The sequence below is a fragment of the Thiomicrolovo immobilis genome (assembly GCF_039645955.1).
GTDB lineage: Bacteria > Campylobacterota > Campylobacteria > Campylobacterales > Sulfurimonadaceae > Thiomicrolovo > Thiomicrolovo diazotrophicus.
Map to the genome: position 1 here is coordinate 2175591 of NZ_CP147916.1, position 18151 is coordinate 2193741.

The 18151-nt window shown below is 58.2% G+C and carries 17 protein-coding genes; 6 read left to right on the forward strand and 11 right to left on the reverse strand.

What is annotated here, in order from left to right; genetic code table 11:
• Positions 1-17: 17 nt before the first annotated feature.
• The 5 genes from rffA to WCX72_RS11280 are packed head-to-tail and all read right to left on the reverse strand — an operon-like array spanning position 18 to position 4349.
• A complete protein-coding gene (rffA, locus tag WCX72_RS11260; protein ID WP_345969852.1) occupies positions 18-1148 on the reverse strand; it encodes a dTDP-4-amino-4,6-dideoxygalactose transaminase in 1131 nt (376 codons plus the stop codon).
• Positions 1145-2044: a formyltransferase family protein gene (locus tag WCX72_RS11265; RefSeq protein WP_345969853.1), complete on the reverse strand. Its 900-nt coding sequence runs from the start codon at positions 2042-2044 to the stop codon at positions 1145-1147. Before WCX72_RS11265 ends, rffA begins: the two co-directional genes overlap by 4 nt.
• Complete coding sequence (locus tag WCX72_RS11270) at positions 2041-3108, reverse strand: TDP-N-acetylfucosamine:lipid II N-acetylfucosaminyltransferase (protein ID WP_345969854.1); 1068 nt, start codon at positions 3106-3108, stop codon at positions 2041-2043. The genes WCX72_RS11265 and WCX72_RS11270 overlap by 4 nt, the downstream gene beginning before the upstream one ends.
• Positions 3105-3872 carry a glycosyltransferase family 2 protein gene (locus WCX72_RS11275; RefSeq protein ID WP_345969855.1) on the reverse strand — a complete coding sequence of 256 codons (768 nt, stop codon included), beginning with the start codon at positions 3870-3872 and terminating at the stop codon, positions 3105-3107. Before WCX72_RS11275 ends, WCX72_RS11270 begins: the two co-directional genes overlap by 4 nt.
• A 15-nt stretch (positions 3873-3887) precedes the next feature.
• Complete coding sequence (locus WCX72_RS11280; RefSeq protein WP_345969856.1) at positions 3888-4349, reverse strand: acyltransferase; 462 nt, start codon at positions 4347-4349, stop codon at positions 3888-3890.
• A gap of 298 nt (positions 4350-4647) precedes the next feature.
• On the opposite strand from WCX72_RS11280, the gene WCX72_RS11285 reads away from it, so the two are divergent.
• On the forward strand, positions 4648-5403 hold the full coding sequence (locus WCX72_RS11285; protein WP_345969857.1) for a lipopolysaccharide kinase InaA family protein: 756 nt from the start codon (positions 4648-4650) through the stop codon (positions 5401-5403).
• On the opposite strand, the gene WCX72_RS11290 is transcribed toward WCX72_RS11285, so the two are convergent.
• Entirely contained in the window at positions 5400-6488 is a 1089-nt protein-coding gene (locus WCX72_RS11290) for a glycosyl transferase family 90 (protein ID WP_345969858.1), read from the reverse strand. The genes WCX72_RS11285 and WCX72_RS11290 overlap by 4 nt on opposite strands.
• Before the next feature lie 87 nt (positions 6489-6575).
• Between WCX72_RS11290 and WCX72_RS11295 the strand changes: the two genes are divergently transcribed.
• Together WCX72_RS11295 and WCX72_RS11300 are read left to right on the forward strand one after the other, a co-directional pair.
• The gene (locus WCX72_RS11295) at positions 6576-7622 is read left to right on the forward strand and encodes a glycosyltransferase family 4 protein (protein WP_345969859.1); all 1047 of its coding nucleotides are present in this window, start codon (positions 6576-6578) and stop codon (positions 7620-7622) included.
• 70 nt (positions 7623-7692) lie between these two features.
• Positions 7693-8550 (forward strand): sulfotransferase, encoded by an 858-nt coding sequence (locus WCX72_RS11300; protein WP_345969860.1) that lies wholly within the window; start codon positions 7693-7695, stop codon positions 8548-8550.
• Here the strand turns inward: WCX72_RS11300 and WCX72_RS11305 are convergent.
• Both WCX72_RS11305 and WCX72_RS11310 read right to left on the reverse strand, forming a co-directional pair.
• Positions 8540-9271, reverse strand: coding sequence for a sulfotransferase (locus WCX72_RS11305; protein WP_231019167.1), 732 nt, complete (start codon positions 9269-9271; stop codon positions 8540-8542). The genes WCX72_RS11300 and WCX72_RS11305 overlap by 11 nt on opposite strands.
• Before the next feature lie 43 nt (positions 9272-9314).
• On the reverse strand, positions 9315-10637 hold the full coding sequence (locus tag WCX72_RS11310) for a UDP-glucose/GDP-mannose dehydrogenase family protein (RefSeq protein WP_231019171.1): 1323 nt from the start codon (positions 10635-10637) through the stop codon (positions 9315-9317).
• A gap of 156 nt (positions 10638-10793) precedes the next feature.
• Between WCX72_RS11310 and WCX72_RS11315 the strand changes: the two genes are divergently transcribed.
• From WCX72_RS11315 to waaF, 3 genes are read left to right on the forward strand one after another with little or no spacing between them, the layout of a single operon-like run.
• Entirely contained in the window at positions 10794-12680 is a 1887-nt protein-coding gene (locus WCX72_RS11315) for an LTA synthase family protein (protein ID WP_345969861.1), read from the forward strand.
• Between the two features lie 25 nt (positions 12681-12705).
• Positions 12706-13968 carry a glycosyl hydrolase gene (locus tag WCX72_RS11320; RefSeq protein ID WP_345969862.1) on the forward strand — a complete coding sequence of 421 codons (1263 nt, stop codon included), beginning with the start codon at positions 12706-12708 and terminating at the stop codon, positions 13966-13968.
• Positions 13965-14936 carry a lipopolysaccharide heptosyltransferase II gene (gene waaF, locus WCX72_RS11325; RefSeq protein WP_345969863.1) on the forward strand — a complete coding sequence of 324 codons (972 nt, stop codon included), beginning with the start codon at positions 13965-13967 and terminating at the stop codon, positions 14934-14936. The genes WCX72_RS11320 and waaF overlap by 4 nt, the downstream gene beginning before the upstream one ends.
• 178 nt (positions 14937-15114) lie before the next feature.
• Here the strand turns inward: waaF and WCX72_RS11330 are convergent, their stop codons facing one another.
• The 3 genes from WCX72_RS11330 to rfaD are packed head-to-tail and all read right to left on the reverse strand — an operon-like array spanning position 15115 to position 18151.
• Positions 15115-15717, reverse strand: a complete 603-nt coding sequence (locus WCX72_RS11330) for a YfaZ family outer membrane protein (protein ID WP_345969864.1) — start codon at positions 15715-15717, stop codon at positions 15115-15117.
• Positions 15711-17147, reverse strand: coding sequence for a D-glycero-beta-D-manno-heptose-7-phosphate kinase (gene rfaE1, locus WCX72_RS11335; protein ID WP_345969865.1), 1437 nt, complete (start codon positions 17145-17147; stop codon positions 15711-15713). The genes WCX72_RS11330 and rfaE1 overlap by 7 nt, the downstream gene beginning before the upstream one ends.
• Positions 17144-18151: an ADP-glyceromanno-heptose 6-epimerase gene (rfaD, locus tag WCX72_RS11340; RefSeq protein WP_345969866.1), complete on the reverse strand. Its 1008-nt coding sequence runs from the start codon at positions 18149-18151 to the stop codon at positions 17144-17146. Before rfaD ends, rfaE1 begins: the two co-directional genes overlap by 4 nt.

The following is an 18151-nucleotide window of genomic DNA, read 5'->3' on the forward strand; positions in this document are numbered from 1 at the left end:
TACGCGGGACTGGAGGTCTAGTCACCGTAGAAGGATGTGACGACGTCGATGACGCGCTGACGCGTCGCCTCGCCCATCCCGTAATAGAGCGGCAGGCGGACAAGACGCTCGCTCTCGACGGTCGTAAAGCGGTCTTCGCCGTGGAAACGGCTGAACCGTTTACCCGCCGGCGATGCATGCAGCGGGATGTAGTGGAATACAGCCAGTATCTCTTCCGTTTTGCAGTGCTCCAAGAAAGCGGTACGCTCCTCGAACGAAGTGCACTTTAAGTAGAACATATGGGCATTGTGCTCGCAGTGTGCCGGTATCGCCGGCAGGTCGATACCCTTTTTTTCCAGTGCGGCAAACGCGTCGTAATAGTGCCGCCAGCTTGCCAGACGATCCGCATTGACGGCATCGGCCGACTCCAGCTGCGCATAGAGATAGGCCGCGTTGATATCCGCCGGCAGGTAGGATGAACCGATATCGACCCAGGTGTACTTGTCCACCATCCCCCGAAAGAACTGGCTGCGGTTTGTCCCCTTCTCCCGGATGACCTCCGCCCGCTCAGCGAAACGCTCGTCGTTGATAATCAGCAGTCCGCCCTCGCCGCCGGCGGTGTAGTTCTTCGTCTCATGGAAACTATAGGTTCCGATGTGCCCGATGGTACCCAGTGCACGCCCCTTATAGGTCGCCTGCATCCCCTGTGCGGCATCCTCGATGACGTAGAGGCCGTGGCGTTCAGCGATCGCCATGATCGTATCCATCTCGCAGCCAACGCCAGCGTAGTGGACCGGCACGATCGCCTTCGTTTTATCGGTGATCGCCGCTTCGATCTTCGTCTCGTCGATATTGAGCGTATCGGGACGGATATCGACGAAAACAATTTTTGCCCCTCTCAGGACAAACGCGTTGGCCGTCGACACGAAGGTGTAACTCGGCATGATCACCTCATCGCCCGGCTGGATCTCTATCAGCATGGCCGCCATCTCCAGGGCATGGGTGCATGACGTCGTCAAGAGCGCTTTGGCACACCCGAGCTCCCGCTCGAACCATTCGTGGCACTTCTTCGTGAACAGGCCGTCACCGGATATCTTCCCGCTCCGAACCGCTTCAAGCATATAGGCATCTTCTTTGCCGGTGTACGCCGGTACATTAAAAAAAATCATGAGGTTCTGTCCACCTTTTCAAATCGGGATCGAAACTGTTTCAGGGGCAATACGCTTTCACCCGTTTTGCTCTTTCGGGCATCGAGGATCCTGAGCAATCCCCGCTTGCAAACAACGACCGGGTACCCCTCCGCGTAAAAGACCACTTTGCCGATATGGCTGTCGCGGTCCTCAATTGTCACATCGGAGCACACTTCGACGCTGACCAGCGTGATCATCTCACCGTTCATCGACAGCTTGGCACCATCGTACGGCGAACCGAGGGCGTCCACTTCGCGTTTGATGCGTTCGGCGTCTTTATGCAGGTCAATACAGTAATCTTCCGCATCCCGCCAGAGGCTGTACGTGGCTTCCGACTCCCTTTGCGGCGTCCCCGCAACCCCTTTGCCGCCGATAATGGCCGCACTGATGGTGTTAACCAGCTTGGAATAGAGCGGCGCAACCTTTTCAATCGCCTGCTGGATGGTCATAGGATAAACGATATCGATCGCTTCCTGAGCGACAATATCCCCTTTGTCATACTCGTCTGCGGCGAATATGGCCGTGACGCCGAGACGCTCTTCCCCGTTGATCAGGGCGTTGACGAGCGGCGCGAACCCCCGGTATGCCGGCAGAAGAGAGTCATGGAAGATGATCAGGTTCGCCGAGGAAGGCAGCAGCCAGCGCCAGCCGATCGTAAACGCATAGGTATCTGCCGCTCTTGCCGGCTCTTCACCGCGTGTAAAAAATGCGATGCCGTGTGTAGCGCAGAGTTGCCGGATCCTGTCGAAATAATCCATCTCCATCTGTGCATCCCTCGCCGAACAGACATAGGTGATCTTCTCTGTGCCGTATACTTCGACAAAGTTTTGAAGGGTGACATACCCTTTTTCCGTCATAAGGTAAAAGACGATCATCGCTGTTCGCTTCCTTGAAAAATCTCTGCCCACTGCGTTTGCAAGACGGCATCCGAGAAAAGCGTTTGGATGCGTTGGCAGTTCGCTGCTTCTGTCTCAGCAGGCAACCGCTCAATCGAAAGCGGACCGCAGCTGTCAAACAGCCGCACCCCTTTCTCCTCGAAAAGCCCCCACGTGGAGATGTCGCTGCGCAGATAGACTTTCTTGCCAAGGCCAAGCAGCGTGATGATGTTTCCCATTGCCTGCTGCCGTTTATGGTTGAACACCGCGATGTCAATCTCGGCAAGGGAGTTCAGGTACTCTTCATAGGGGAGAAACGTCATCAACGGCTGGAACTTGTCGCCGAACCACGCTTTCCCCGTCGCCGCCACCTTCTTTGCATGCTGTTTGCTTCCGTACGAAAGCGGACAGATGATTTTGATCTTTTCATCGGCATAGGGGCGGAGCTTCTGCAAAATCTCCAGATGGTTGTTCGTGGGGTTCGCCGAATTCCCGACCTGGATACAGACCTCCTCTTTCGCCGTTTCGGGAAGCGGGATCGCCTTGTAGGTATTGCTTTGGTACATCAGACATTCATGATAGCTGCCCTCGGCGCCGTACCAGCGCCTCGCAAGCTCGTAATCGCCGCGAATGTAGGTGATGAGACCCGCAATGCGCTTGATCACCTGACGCTTCTTATACAGATAAAATTGCCGCTTGAGCTTCTTTTTCTTGGCGGGGTAGTCATAGAGGTCTCCCCCCCATACGACCCAATACGCTTTGGTGCAGAACCGCAGGTTGTAAAAGAAAAAGTCGATGATCCCGCGGATCAGCAGACTGTGGATGATCACCTTTTCCGCCTGTTCAAAATAGGGCTTCAGCTGCTTGACGGCCGAGAAATAGCGCAAAGGGCTGTTCATACTCTTGATAACGATCACATTAGGATGATCCGGTACCGGGTGCTTCTCCTGCGACACGCCCCCCAGGATGATGAACAGATGTTCATCGGGGTTGAAATGGGTGTGGATGAAGGTGATGAAAGAGGCGATGAACTTCTCGTTCTTCATGATGTGCAGGTACTTCATGCCGACGTCTCTTCCTCTGCTTCATTCTCCTGCATCTCGATCAGGATCATGTATTTCATATAGGTGTTGAACCCGGAGATGATGGAGACGGTCCAGCCGGGCATGCCGTGGAACATCCCCCCTTTGACGACCAGCTTTTTGAAGAACGTCAGTCCGCCGTGCAGGAACGGGTCGTACCATCGGGCCCGCTTCCCCTTCGCGTGCAGCATGCGCGCACCGCGGGCGGCAAACTTTTCGATGTTGTTGATCATCTGCCCGTAGCTCTTATAGGAGTAGTGCAGCAGGTCCGCATCAAGTTCCTTGACCTTCTCCGCCTCGACTTTCGCATGGCCGATCGCCTGCGTGAACCCGGCGCTGTTGCGGTTGTAGAGCCGCACGAGCCGGTCCGGATACCACAGCTTGATGAAGTGTCTTCCGATAAAACTCTTCCGGCGGAAGGCGTAGGCGTCATACCCGCTGTTCGCCAGGTCAAGGCCGGCGATCGCTTCGACCGCATTTGCGTCAAGCCGCTCATCGGCATCGAGGCTCAAGATCCAGTCGTTCGCGGCCAGCGGTGCGCCGAATGCTTTTTGCGGTCCGTCCCCGAGGTAGGGCTGAACGACGACCTTGGCCCCGAGGGATTCGGCGATCTCCCTCGTTTTGTCCGTGCTCTGCGAATCGACAACGAGGACCTCATCGCAGACGGCCTGAACGGAACGGATCGCTTCCGCTATGTTCTCCTCTTCATTCAGTGTAATGATATTTGCTGTAATTTTCTGCTTCATTCGATCCGTTCTTCGTTAATTAGGTAGTGCTTTTTTATAAGCGACGGGGATACCCGCGTAGATGCCCGCATGCTCCAGCGGACGGTTGACGACCCCTTTGGCCGCGACGACGCTGTTCGCCGGAAGCACGCTCCCTTTGAGCACATTGACGTCGTTCGCCAGCCAGCACCCCTCTCCGATCTCAACGCTGCCCAGCGTATAGTCGCTTTTCGAGACCTTCCCGCCGGCAAGCCTGTGATCGTGGTCGTAGATCTTGACGCTCTCACCGAAAAGGCAGTCCGCCCCGATACAAATCGCGTCGCGGCAGACGATCGTGCAGTTGCGGTTGAAGAAACACCCCTCGCCGATACGGAGCGAAGCGTTTTTGCGGACGCCGATCAGCGTGCCCGACTTCAGGGTGATGTCGCCCTCAATCGTCAGGGTCGCCCCCCTGGCGACTTCGATCGTAAAAAAACCGTTTGCGTGTATGCGCCCCATAAGCTTCACCCTCTTGGAATAGAAGAGCTTGAGATAATATGAATAAATAAATGTGTAGAGCCGTGCAATCGATTTCAATCGGTGTCCCAGTCTTGTATAGTGATAGCTAATTTTATCAGATTACCGGCCCAACAATCCTTGCGCAGGCCCTTGTGCGTTGTGAAAACATTCGGATTCAATATTCTTTTCCCCCCCGGTTGATATAATGCTGCCCATTGTCCGTTATTTCCATCGCGGCCCCGCTGTGACGCAAGTCAGAAGCACATCACCATTCCACTCACCTACAAAAGGGTTGCCGTTGTCTGTCAGCTATACGATCCATCCCGACTATGCCGAGTTTGAAGCAGAACTGCTCTCGGTCGAAGCGCAATTCTCCTCCTCGGATGAGAGCATCCACAAAGCGCGCAACGAACTGCGGATCGTCCCCATGCACGGTATCAAGACCGTCATCAAGGCCTTCAAGGTCCCCCACCTGCTCAACCGTTTCGTCTACGCCTATCTGCGCGATTCGAAGGCGAAAAAGTCCTACAACAATGGCGTCCGGCTTCTGGAACTGGGCGTACCGACCCCCCAGCCCATCGGCTACATCGAGTTCTTCCAGGGCGGACTTTTCGCGCAGAGCTATTTCATCTCCACATACGAGCCCTACGACTTCACCATCCGCGAAGTGCTGCACCACCGTGTCGGCGACGTTGAGGCCATTCTGAAGGCCTTCACCGCATTTACCCATATGCTGCATCAAAAAGGGGTTTGGCACGAGGACTATTCGCCGGGCAATATCCTTATACGGAAGACGGCGGAGGGGTACGGTTTCATGCTCGTCGATATCAACCGGATGCAGTTCCGTCCGATCCCGCCGGCGGAGGGGATCAAGAACTTCGGCAAACTCTGGGCCAAGGCGCCCGAACGCGCCCTGATCGCCCGGGAGTACGCACGGCTCAGCGGGATGGACGAAGCCGCGGCCCTGCAGGCCATTGAGAGCTGCACACGCAAAACCGAGGCTGCCGTCGCCCTGAAAAAGCGGCTCCGGGGCAAAAAGAATAAAGCCTCCTAGATCCCCAGGGCGGCCAGACGCGGCCGCTTCAGACGCCATGCCGGCCGTGACCTTCTGCGCGGATGCGGCGTGCCCGCTTCCAACTGTCCCGAACGCTCGAAATACTTCTCCATCACCGACAGGGATACGACCGCTTCGCGTTCCGCATCCCGGAAGCGTGCCACGTGGCGGTGGGCATTGGCGATAATCGCCTTCGCCTCCTCCGGATGGGCGCTGTAGTAGGCGATCTTCTCCTCCAGATCGGAGTAGTCGTCTTTGAGCAGCACATAGTGGTAATCGGGGATGAGGGTCCCCTCCATAAACCAGGTCTCGTACTTCGGGCGGGCCATCAGCGCCAGGGAGTTGGAGGACATGATCCATTTGAGGTTCGACGCGACGTCGTTTCCTTCGATGGAGATAACGAACTTGTACCGTAGCTGTTCTTTGAGCGTCATCCGTCCCTTCTGCCACGGCACCTCTGTCTCGAACTTCGTATTCGTCTGCCCGATATCGCAGCGCGGATGGTTGTAAAAGCGCTTTACAAAAGCCCTACGGTGTTTACCGTACGCCTTCCCCCGCCAGACGGCCATGTTTTTTTTCGCCTCGAAGGGAAGCGCATCGTTCACAAAGACGAAATGGCGCACTTTATTGAGATTCATCAGGACAGAGTTGCGGTTGTCCCCGGCAATGGGGCGGCTCTTGACCAGCGTCGGCTGCGGCGGCACATGGGTGATGTCGCCGAAGAGGTAGGCGCTGCGGCACTCGGGACGGAAATAGCGCCACCAGCCGTAAAGGTCGAAAAAGTAGGTCTTTTTTTTCACCTTTCTGAAGGCGTCCAGCGACTGGGCTTCACTGCCGAGACGAAACGCGGCATCGCACCGGTTGTAATAGTGCAGTCGCTCTTGCACTTCCCTGTCCGTTTTCCCTTTCTCCAGCAGCGCGTCCCGGCGCGGCCGGAAAAGCACCCCCGGCAGCGGGTAAGCGAGCACGTTTTGAAGATAATAGGTAAACTTGCTGTTCCTGTCCGCGTCGATCCGCAGATAGCGGGAGTTCCACATCGCCATGCACCCTTCGGCCCCGGCGCGGGGCATCGTGATTTTTGGCAATGTTACAGTACCATACGGCATCCTTCCGACACGAACCGGTTACTGTTCGGATACGTCGGAAAAGCGCCGACGAGAGGACTTCCAACCATGACGCATCCCGCCACCGGCATGCTTATCGCCCACGCCAACTTTGCCAAGGGGTTCCGCGGCGGCGAGCGGCAGACGCAGCTGCTGATTGAAACACTCTCGCAGCGGGGCTACCGCCAGCGGCTGCTCGTGCGCAAAGGTTCGGAACTGGGACGGCGCTGCCGGGGCATCGAAAACCTCTCCGTCATCGAAATCGGCAAGCCCTACGCCCTCCACCTGGTCCATCTCAAAGGCACAGCCGTGCTGCACGCCCATGAAACAAAAGCGGCGCAGTTCGCCCTCTTTGGCAAATGGCTTCTCAGCGTCCCGTACATCGTCACGCGTCGGGTCGACCACGCCATCACGAACAACGCTTTCAACCGGGCGATTTATGCCTCCGCCGCGCAGTGCGTTGCCCTCTCCGAAGCCATCAAAACGGAGATCCGAAAGATCGTCCCGGAGACCGATGTTGCCATCATCCCCAGCGCCTGGAGCAGGCTGGAGACCGATGAGGCGCGTATCCGTCAACTGAATACCCGGTTTGAGGGGAAATTTATCGTCGGGCAGATCGGCGCGCTTGTCGACGCCCACAAGGGGCAGGCCGTCCTCATCGAGGCCGCCCGCATCCTGGAACAAAGCCACCCCGATATCCAGATCATACTGCTCGGGGGCGGCAGCGACGAGGCCGTGCTGAAAGCGGCGGCGGCGGATCTTGGCAATATCACCTTTGAAGGGTTCGTCAACAACGTCGGCGACTATCTGGCATGTTTCGACCTCTTCGCCTTCCCCTCCCGCTACGAAGGGCTCGGATCCATCCTCTTCGACGCCATGCAGTTCGATGTGCCCATCGTCGCCTCGAACGTCGGCGGCATCCCCGATATCGTTCATCATGAGGACAATGGTCTGCTCGTGCCGCCCGGCGATGCCCGCGCCCTCGCCGAAGCCATCAAGCGCCTTTACGGCGATGCTGCCCTGCGCGAACGGTTGAGCGCCCGTGCCCGGGACGAACTCGACGCCTACTCGCCCGCCGCCATGACCAAAAAGTACGAACGGCTCTATCGGCGCTAGGCGCTGAAAATCAGCGAACCCCAACACCCTTTACTGTATGATTATCACCACAAAAGCAAGGAAATACTCTATGTTCGGAAACGTCAAAGCAAAGCTCGACCTGCTCAAAGACTACTTTTATACGAAACGGGCGCTGAAAACCGAACCGCACCTTTTTGACCATGTCGAAACCTACTGTATGTTCGTCGGCTATCCGCGCAGCAGCCACAGCCTGATCGGTTCATTGATCGACGCCCATCCCCAAACCAATATCGCCCACGAGCAGGATGTGCTCAAGTATATCAAGTACGGGTTTTCGAAAGAGGCCATCTTCCACCTGCTGCTGCGCAACGCCAAGCAGTTCACCGAGGCCGGCCGCGAGTGGACGGGCTACTCCTATGCCGTCGAAGGCCAGTACCAGGGCAAATACACCGACCTGAAGGTGATCGGCGACAAACGCGGGGGAAACAGCTCCAGGCGTTTCAGCCGGAACCCGGACCTGCTGAAGAAACTGAAAAAGACCATCGACCTCCCGATCAAATTCATTCACGTCATCCGAAACCCCTACGATAATATCAGCACCATGGCCTACCGGGTCGTCGGTTCGGACAAAAGCAAAGTGACGCCGGAAGCATTAACGGGGGAACTCGAACACTACTTCTCCCTCGTGGAGACGGCGAATTCGGTCTTTGAGCAGGTGGATGTAGCGGACGTCATCCATGTCAAGATCGAAAACTTCATGGAACACCCGAAAGAGGAGCTGAAAAGAATATGCGATTTTCTCGGCCTTGAGACAACCGAGGAGTACCTCAACGCCTGCGCGGCGATCGTCTATACGAAACCGCATAAAACCCGCAATGACTATACATGGGACGAGGCGCTCAAAGCGCGGGTAAGTGGGGAGATCGAAAAATACCCCTTCTTCGAAGGCTACAGCTTTACGGCTTGAAAGCGTAGCCGAGCTCTTCCATCTTTTCCCCGGCGATCTCCCAGAACTGCTCTTTCCAGTGGCGCGGCCATTCGTCATACTTCGGGAAGAACTCGATGCGGTTCCGGTTGACTTTCTTCTCCAGCGAAGCGCGGACCTTTGCTTCGTCATAGACCAGGCCGTCAAACTTCGCCAGGATGTCGAAGATGAGCTCCTTGTTCGTCTTAAAGAGCTCTTCGAACTTGATGATCATGTCCGGCTGGGTCTCGATGGCGCGGGTATTGACTGTTTTCCAGTACCAGGCCAGTTTCTGCAGCGCGTTCCAGTTCTCCCACAACGCCTGCGCCGGGTCGCCGGGAATATGGAAGGGGGTCATATGGTCGTTCGTGATATAGCGGCCGCGGTTGAGCCATGACGTGACCACGTCCCTGCCGTCGCGGACGATGTGGAACACCAGCGCGTCGGGAAAGGCGTCCCGGATCAGCGGAATGGCGGCGAAGAGGTGGTAGTTCGTTTCCACGTACCACTCTTCCGAATGCTTCATATGCCACCAGCGCCGCGGCAGCGCAAAGTAGTATTTTTCCCACATCGTGTGGGGGCGTGACATCAGCTGATGCCCCCGCTTTCTGAATGCGGGTTTCGGTTCGTGCAGGCTCCAGGAGTTCTCAACGACATTATTGAAAAAATCGGTAAAAAAGTCGGTCCCGGTCCGTCCCGTAGAAACAAAAAAAGCTGTCTTCAAGCTTTCTCCTTCTGTAGTTTTTTTCTTATCGGAAATAACGTTCTCAGACCCCGATCTGGAAGTATTCGAATCCGAGACGCGCCATACGCTCCTTGTCGAACTGGTTGCGGCCGTCGAAGAAGATCGGGCTGTTGAGGCGTTTGTCGATCTCGTCGAAGTCGGGGCTGCGGAACTCCTGCCACTCGGTGACGAGGATGAGCGCGTCGGCGCCGGTGAGAGCGTCGTATTTGCTGTCGACGTATTCGACGCTCTCGTTGCCCTTGAGATAGTAGCTCTCCGCCTCGTGGCGGGCTTTCGGGTCGTAGGCCTTGATCTTCGCGCCGCGTGCCGTGAGGGCGTTGATGATCGTGATGGAGGAGGCTTCGCGCATATCGTCCGTTTCCGGTTTGAACGCCAGCCCCCAGACGGCGAAGGTAAGGCCCGAGAGTTCCTCGCCGAAACGTTTGATCACCTTGTCCGCCATGACCATCTTCTGATCGTAGTTCACCGCTTCGACGGCGTCGAGGATCCGCGGGGTATAGCCGAAATCCTTGGCCGTTTTGGCCAGGGCCTGCACATCCTTCGGAAAGCAGCTGCCGCCGTAGCCGCAGCCCGGGTAGATGAAGCTGTAGCCGATGCGGCCGTCGCTGCCGATGCCGTGGCGCACCTTGTTGACGTCCGCGCCGACGCGTTCGCAGATATTGGCCATCTCGTTCATAAAGCTGATCTTCGTCGCGAGCATCGCGTTTGCGGCGTATTTGGTCATCTCGGCGCTTTTGATATCCATCCCGATAAAACGGTCGCTCTTTTTCATGAAGGGGGCGTAGAGGTCGTGCATCACCTGCATCGCCGTCTCGCTCTCGGCACCGATGACGACGCGGTCGGGGTGCATGAAGTCCTCGATGGCCGCCCCCTCTTTGAGGAACTCCGGGTTGGAGACGACGTCAAACGCCAGGTCGACGCCGCGCTTGTCCAGTTCTGTCTGGATCGCGGCTTTGACCTTGTCGGCCGTCCCGACGGGAACCGTCGATTTGTCGACGACGACCATGTAATGCTGCATATGCTCGCCGATGCTTTTGGCGACGGCCAGCACGTACTGAAGGTCCGCGCTGCCATCTTCGCCCATCGGGGTACCGACGGCGATAAAGGCGACATCCGTCGAAGCGATCGCCTCCTGGATATCGGTCGTGAATGCCAGGGTGCCCTTCTCATGATTCTCGAGGACCATCGTCTCCAGACCCGGTTCATAGATCGGGATGATCCCCTGGCGCAGTTTCGCGATCTTTCCCTCATCGATGTCCACACAGGTGACGCTGTTGCCCATCTGCGCAAAACAGGTCCCGCTGACCAGGCCGACATAGCCCGTGCCGATGACGGATATTTTCATCTCTTCGCTCCTCGCGGTTTTCTTGGAGGTGATTGTACCCAATGGGGTATTAGAAATAGGATACAATAGGGTTACATTCTGACAACAAAACAGCGCATTCCGGGGAGAACGTCCCCCGTACTCCCCCGATGCCGGTAACCGGGGAGATGGTAGTCCATGATTTTTTTGCGCAACTACTTTACGCTGTTTGCACTCGCCTACCTGCTGCTGGCGTCGACCAAACTGCTTTTTCTCGCCTTCTACGCCGATCGTTTCGGCGGCTACCCCTTTGCATCCCTGCTGCACGCCCTTGTATGGGGGTACCGTTTCGATTTCGCCGCCGCCGCCATCGTCACGCTGTTTGCGACGCTGGGGCAGTTTAATGCCCGGCTTCTGCACATCGGCGCCGCGCTGCTTCTCGGTTCGCTCGTCATGCTGCAACTCTCCGACATCCTCTACTTCGAGGATGCCTCCCGCCATATCGCCTACGAGATCACTGATGTTTTCAACGATGCCGGCGGGCTTTTTATGACGGCGCTCGGGCAGAACACCCTCTTCACCCTCACCGCACTGACCGCCGTGCCGCTGATGGTATGGGGCTTCTACCGTTTTGGCCGCGCCCGGCTGCACCCGGTTCCCCTCGACCGCTACTACCTTCCGAAAACCCTGCTGCTGTTGGGCCTTTCCGTCTTCTTCATCCGCGGGATGTTCGCGCACATCCCCCTGACCCCCTGGCAATCAAGCCAGATCGGAGACGCCCGCCTGGCGCAGCTGGCGCTTAACGGGAGCTACAGCGCCCTCTTCTCCCTCGTCGACACGGAAGGGCGTCTCCTCCCCCGACGCGTCGCCAAGCTTTCCCCACGGGAAGTCAAACGGGGATTTGCCGAAATCTATGACGACGGCCGTACCGTGACCGGCATGAACGCCACCCCGAACGTCATCTTCTTCTTCCTCGAAGGGTGGAGCGGCGTCAACATGCAGCCCTACGGGCATGCACTCCAAACAACACCCTTTTTTGACAGCATCCTTCCCCGCTCGCTCCGTCCGAAAGCCGCGATCGCCGGCGGTCACCGGACGACGGAAGGGATGTTCACCACCCTGGTCTCCTATCAGAACCCCCTTGCCAGGAGTGTCGCGAAAACTCAGCTGCAAAACTTCCGCTACCGTTCGGTCATCGACCTCTTTAATGCCCGCGGATACCGCAGTATCTTCTTCCAGGGGACGGCCAAAGAGACCAGCGGCACGGGCGCGCTGGCACAGAAACTGGGCTTTAGCGAAAGCTACGGCAAGGAGGACGTTACCGAACGCCGATTCGGGACCAATTTCTGGGGCGTCTACGACCAGGACCTCTACGCCTTTGCCTTGCAGAAGCTCGGGGAGAGTTCTTCGCCTTTCGTGCTCGGTATCAACGGTGCCACGACCCATGACGACAAGCTCCCGGAGGGGGTCGGGAAAACCCGTTTCGCCGATGATGAAAAACAGAACAACCGCCTGAATGCGCTGCATTTTGCGGACGCGGCCCTGGGAGAGTTCGTCGCGGCGGTGCAGGCACGCTACCCGAACACGCTCTTTGTCTTTTTCGCCGACCACTGCGGCGGAGGCGTCGACGGCACCTTTGAGAACTTTATGATCCCCCTTGCCTTCTACGGTGCCAGCATTGCACCGCACTACCTCGACCATTATGTGTCGCAGCGCGACATCGCCCCGACCGTCGTCGACATCGTCTTCGGGGATTACAAAAAACTGATGCCGGATTTCAGCGGAAAATCGCTTGTCAGCGATCACCATTTCGTCGCCGATTATTACCGCAACGGCATCCTGGGGTGGGTCGAGGGGATGCAAGCCGTCGAGTACCTTGCTGACACGGGAGAAGTCACCTGCTATGACGTCTCCCGATACAGGGCAGAGCCCGCAGCGTGCGAGCGCAATTCCGAAGACTATACCCTGCGCGCCGCGGCCTTTACCGACGTCTCCCAGCGACTGCTGTTTGCCGGGGAAACAGACCGTTTCCATACCTACCGCGCAGCCCGGCCGGCGTACGCCTCTTTGGCGGGCAGACGCTGACACCCGCTTCGCTATAATACGTCCCATGAAACCGCCGTACGCATGGGATTTCCACTCCGATCAGCCTTATCAGCTCAAAGACCGCCCCCTCAAACGAAGGCTGCGAAAAGCACAGCGTGCCTCCCTCGTCAAAACGGCGCTCTCGGGCCTGTTGTGGCTGCCGCTGGCCCTCCTAGCCATGCCCTTCCTGCGCCGCCACCCTATTGACGCCCCCCACTTTGCCGGGCTGATCGTCGACCCCCTGCGCGCGCCGGACGCCACGTTGAAAGCGGTCGCTTCGCTCAGTGTCGAAGAGCTGCTGATCCGGGTCAAACTCTGGGAGCGTAGCGAACTGGATGTCATTGTTTCCTTCGTCAGGCAACTTGAGGGGAAACGGCTCTTTTTCGTCCTGATGCAGGACCGCGAACACATTGAGGACGCCGCGCTGCGAAAAGAGACGCTCGAACAAACCTTTACCGCCCTCGCCCCCTTCGGAAACCGCTTTCAGATCGGGACCACCCTCAACCGTGCCAAATGGGGGTTTGCCAGTGTCAACGAATACCTGGATTTTTTCAAAACGGCGCAGCAGCTCCGTGACGATGCTTTCCCGGGGCTGCAACTTATCGGCCCGGGCGTCATCGATTTTGAATACCACTTCGCCGCCCACGCCCTTTTCAACCTCCGCGGCGTCCGCTTCGACGCCGTCAATGCCCTGCTCTACGTCGACCGACGCGGGGCGCCGGAAAACACCCAGGCCGGGTGCGACCTCCCCTGCAAGATCAACTTTCTCTCCTCCCTGACGATGCTCTCCCCCCGCGCAAAGCGTCCCCTTTACCTCACTGAAACGAACTGGCCGCTGACGGGGACGGCCCCCTACGCACCGACCAGCGAGAAGGAGTGCGTCGACGAGGAGATCTACGCCTCGTACATGGTGCGCTATTACCTGCTCGCCCTGGCCACGCAACAGGTCGCGACCGTCTACTGGCATCAGCTTGCCGCCCCGGGCTACGGTCTCGTCGATACGCGGGACGGTTGGCGGGAGCGCCCGGCATTTCACGCCTTCAAGACCATGACCTCCTTGTTGAAGGAGGCGCGGCACATCGCCCTTCAGCAGCGCCGCGAACGGTTCGAAATGGTGCTGCAGCGCCCCGATGGCCTGCTGCGCATCTTCTGGACGAACGGCGAGGCGTATACCCAGCACTTTGCCGAGCCCCGCTGCTTTATCAGCCGCGACGGCCGCACCTTTACGACGGATGCCCTCGCGGTCTCCGGCGCCCCGGTCTATCTGATTGAAAAGGACGAAGCGTGAAACTGCTGATCATCCTGCCCAACTGGCTCGGCGACGCGGTCATGGCCACGGCCGCCATCGAATCGCTCTGCGAATGTTACCCCGAGGCACGTCTCACCCTGGTCGGATCCTATGTCGCTATCGAAGCCCTTAAACACCACCCCATGTGTGTCAATGCCTACGTTGACGAGACAAAAAAGGGCGGGAACCGCCTCGCCAATACCTACCGCTTCGCCAAAACGATCGGCCGCCACGATGCCGCGGTCAGTTTCCGCAACCAGCTGCACGCCTCGCTGCTGCTGTGCTGGACGGGAACCCCCAGAAGCGTCGCCCGTGCGAGCTGGCATGCGCGGCTGCTGCTCAGCGACGCCGTCGCCCTTTCGCGCGAGGAGCATCTTACGCAACAGTACCAGCGGCTGGCCGACCGCCTCTGCGGCACCGAAACCGCGCCGGGGCCGCTGCGCCTCTTCATCCCGCCCCGCACCTTTGAACGACCGACGCTCGGTATCAATCCCGGGGCGACCTACGGCTCGGCCAAACGGTGGTACCCCGAAAAGTTCGCCGCCGTCGCCGCCCATTTTTCAGACCGCTACGACATCGTTATCTTCGGCGGTCCCGGCGAAACGGCCATGGCGGAGGCGATCGAAAAGGATCTGCAGGCACGGGAGGTCGAGAACTACCGCAACCTTGCCGGAAAAACGACCATCACCGAACTCTGCGCCGCTGTCGGGGGACTTTCGTTCTTTGTCACCAACGACAGCGGCCCGATGCACGTCGCGGCCGCCTACCGCGTCCCTACCGTCGCGATCTTCGGCCCGACACGCCACCAAGAGACCTGCCAGTGGGGCAATCCTAAAAGCGCCATCGTCCGCCACGACCTGGAGTGCGCTCCCTGCATGAAACGCGAATGTCCGCTCAAACATCATGAATGTATGAAATCGATTGAAGCGTATGAAGTCATTGAGGCAGCAGAAAAACTTATTGTCTGATTCTGCCTTGTCAAAGGCTAGCTTCAGCGCCACAGCGGCCAGCGTAGCTCATGGGACTTGGTTCCATGGGTGTTTTCATCAATGGTGACACCATGAATGTATGAAATCGATCGAAGCGTATGAAGTCATTGAGGCGGCGGAGCGTCTGATCGTCTAGCCCCGCCGAGAAAGAAAGTGTTTAAAAGCGGAACTTGACGCCGACGTACCACGCCTCGTTGAAGGTGAAATCCCCGCCGGAGAGATCGAAATCCGTATCGATTTTCCGGTAACCCGCCGTCACCGCGGCGCGGTCGATGATCCGGATATCAAGGGAGAGGTCGTATTCGAGGTAGTTCTTCGCATCCTGCCACGCCAAGACCTCCGGTGCGTAATAGAGCGCCCCGCCCACGATAAAGGGAACCGGTAGGTTCAGCGGCAGCTCGTAACGCGCAAAAACACCGATCGGCAGGGCGTCAAAATCGTACCCTTCGATCGAAGTATAGACGAATTTCACCCCGAGCCCGAGGGTCAGGGCATCGTTGCCCGAGAGACGCTGCGCTACGGCAAAGTGCGCATCGAAGAGATCGTGGTCCTTGTCGCGGAGTTCGTCGCTGTGATGATAGGAGCCGCGGAGGTAACGGGCCCCGAGAAAGACCGTCTCCGGATCGACGGCATCGTTGAACTGTCCCATATCAAAGTCGAGCTTCGCATTGAGATCGTAGTTGTTCAGGTTCAGTTCCGCTTCGTGCATCGCGAACAGCGAGCAGCCGAGCGCCAGCGTGGTTACCAAAGTTTTCAGCATATTGTTCCCTCCTGGATTCTTGCTATGGTCTTCGTCGTACTTTTGCCTTCGACGAAATCGACGAGTTTCAGCTCGCCTGCAAATTCGGTTCCGACGACGGCTTTGCCCTCATAATCTCCCCCTTTGACAAGGACGTCGGGGCGGAGCATCTTGATCAGCTCGTAGGGGGTATCGTCGCCGAATTTGACGACATAGTCCACCGACTCGAGCGCGGCGAGGATATAGGCGCGGTCGTCTTCGCTGTTGACGGGGCGCGAGGGCCCCTTGAGCGCACGGACGGAGGCGTCGGCATTGAGCCCGACAATCAGGATGTCGCCGAAGCTCTTGGCGACCTGGAGGTACTTGACGTGTCCGACGTGCAGAATGTCGAAACAGCCGTTGGTAAAGACGATGCGTTTTCCCCCGGCCCGGCAGCGGTTGACGATCCGGTCGATCTCCTCGAAGCTCTTGATGTGCGCATCGGAGCTGCTCTGGTGCAGCATCGCCTCGTACTCTTCGATCTCGTCCAGGGTCACCGTCGCCGATCCGATCTTGCCGACGACGACGCCGGCAGCCAGGTTCGCGAATCGGGCCGCGTCGTCGATGCTGAGGCCTGAACTGAGCGCAAAAGCGATGGAGGCGATCACCGTATCGCCCGCCCCCGTCACATCGTAGACCTCCTGGGCCACGGTCGGGAAACGCTTGAGCTTTTCGTCGAAGATCGCGATCCCGTCTTCGGAGAGGGTGATCATGGAGCGGTCGAGGCCGCACTCGCTTTTCAGCCACAGCAGCGCCGCCTGGAGACTTTCGTCGTCTTTGATCTCGATGCCGGTCGCCTCGATCGCCTCTTTTTTGTTGGGGGTGAGCAGGTGCGCGCCGCGGTACTTCGTGTAGTCACGCCCTTTCGGGTCGACGAGCACCTTCTTGCCCCCCGCGCGTGCACGGGTGATGACCCCCTGCGCCAGGGCCGGCGTCAGCACCCCTTTGCCGTAATCGGAGAGAATAATGATGTCGTAGAGGAAAAGGTCCTTCTCCACCGCGGCGAGGATCTTCGATTCGGAGGCTTCGGTAATGGCGTCCTTGGACTCTTTGTCGTAGCGCAGGATCTGCTGGTTCGCGGCGATGACGCGGCTCTTTTTGCTCGTCTTGCGGCCCGGCTGCGTCACCAGTCCCTCCGTCTTCACCCCGATGCTTTTGAGCATCAGCGTCAGCTCCTTGCCGTTGGCGTCGTCCCCGATAGCCGAGGCGACGCTGACGGAGGCGCCCAGGGCGATCAGGTTGTTGATGACGTTGCCCGCCCCGCCCAGTACCGTCGTCTCGTTGGCGACGTCGACGACCTGCACCGGCGCCTCGGGGGAGATGCGTTCCGCCCGGCCCCAGAGGTAGTGGTCGATCATCAGATCGCCGACGACGAGGATATTGGGACGGCTGTTACGCAGCAACTGGATCATTTGACCTCTTCTTCAAAGAGGCGCTTGATCTCGGGAATGTAGGCTTTGATCCCGTCTTCGAGCTCATAGCGCGGCTTGTAACCCAGCCCCCGCATCGTGCTGCCGATGTCCGCCTCGGTGTGGAACTGGTAGCGTCCGACAAAGGGGTTCGGGATGTACTCGCACGGCAGCGCTGTCCCCAGCTCTTTTTGGAGCGTGTCGACGATGGACTGGAAGGAGCGCGCCTTCCCGGTCCCGACATTGTAGATGCCGTTCTCTTTGGGGTGCATCGCCAGGACGTTCGCCTGGATGATATCCTCGATGTAGATAAAGTCGCGCACGATCTTGTCCGAGCCTTCGAAGAGGCGCGGGTTTTTGCCCGAGAGGAGCTGGTGGCCGAACTGTACGACCATCGAGGCGGTCTTGTTCTTGAAGAACTCCCGCGGGCCGTAGACATTGAAATAGCGCAGGCCGACGATGCCGATCTTCTCGCGTTCCATGTAATCGCGGCTGAGATGGTCCATCATCAGCTTCGAAAAGCCGTAGACGTTCTGCGGCGCCTCGACCCCGACGCGCTGCGGCGAAGGGGCGTCACCGTAGGTCGCGCCTGAAGAGGCGTAGATCATATTGGCCCCCTGGCGCACCGCCATGTCAAGGAGGTCTTTATAGGCGTTAAGGTTGGTGCGGATCATCAGGTCCTGCTCCAGCGCCGTCGTGTCGGAGATCGCCGCTTCGTGGAAGATGTAGTCGAAATCGTAATCTCCCTCCAGCTTGGCCAGCAGCGCCTTGTCGTTGATGTCGCCGCTGATCACCTCGCCGCGGAAGCCGATCAGGTTCTTGAAGTGACCAAAGCTTTTAAGGTTGCCGTTGCTGAGCGTCTCACCGCTGCGGAAGCTGTCGAGGACGACGACATGGGCATCGGGGTGATTCTCCTGAAAATAGAAAGCCAGGTTCGCGCCGATAAAGCCCGCGCCTCCCGTGATCAAAATCGTCTTGTCTTTCAGGTCGTCATCAATATAGCGCAT

Bases quoted from the DNA above. Each gene is read 5' to 3' on its own strand.
- rfaE1 (WP_345969865.1), bottom strand. From the start codon at position 17,147: ATGATCCAGTTGCTGCGTAACAGCCGTCCCAATATCCTCGTCGTCGGC.
- WCX72_RS11265 (WP_345969853.1), bottom strand. From the start codon at position 2,044: ATGATCGTCTTTTACCTTATGACGGAAAAAGGGTATGTCACCCTTCAA.
- WCX72_RS11310 (WP_231019171.1), bottom strand. From the start codon at position 10,637: ATGAAAATATCCGTCATCGGCACGGGCTATGTCGGCCTGGTCAGCGGG.
- rfaD (WP_345969866.1), bottom strand. From the start codon at position 18,151: ATGCGCTATATTGATGACGACCTGAAAGACAAGACGATTTTGATCACG.
- WCX72_RS11320 (WP_345969862.1), top strand. From the start codon at position 12,706: ATGAAACCGCCGTACGCATGGGATTTCCACTCCGATCAGCCTTATCAG.
- WCX72_RS11280 (WP_345969856.1), bottom strand. From the start codon at position 4,349: ATGGGGCGCATACACGCAAACGGTTTTTTTACGATCGAAGTCGCCAGG.
- WCX72_RS11300 (WP_345969860.1), top strand. From the start codon at position 7,693: ATGTTCGGAAACGTCAAAGCAAAGCTCGACCTGCTCAAAGACTACTTT.
- WCX72_RS11275 (WP_345969855.1), bottom strand. From the start codon at position 3,872: ATGAAGCAGAAAATTACAGCAAATATCATTACACTGAATGAAGAGGAG.
- WCX72_RS11295 (WP_345969859.1), top strand. From the start codon at position 6,576: ATGACGCATCCCGCCACCGGCATGCTTATCGCCCACGCCAACTTTGCC.
- WCX72_RS11315 (WP_345969861.1), top strand. From the start codon at position 10,794: ATGATTTTTTTGCGCAACTACTTTACGCTGTTTGCACTCGCCTACCTG.
- WCX72_RS11270 (WP_345969854.1), bottom strand. From the start codon at position 3,108: ATGAAGTACCTGCACATCATGAAGAACGAGAAGTTCATCGCCTCTTTC.
- rffA (WP_345969852.1), bottom strand. From the start codon at position 1,148: ATGATTTTTTTTAATGTACCGGCGTACACCGGCAAAGAAGATGCCTAT.
- WCX72_RS11330 (WP_345969864.1), bottom strand. From the start codon at position 15,717: ATGCTGAAAACTTTGGTAACCACGCTGGCGCTCGGCTGCTCGCTGTTC.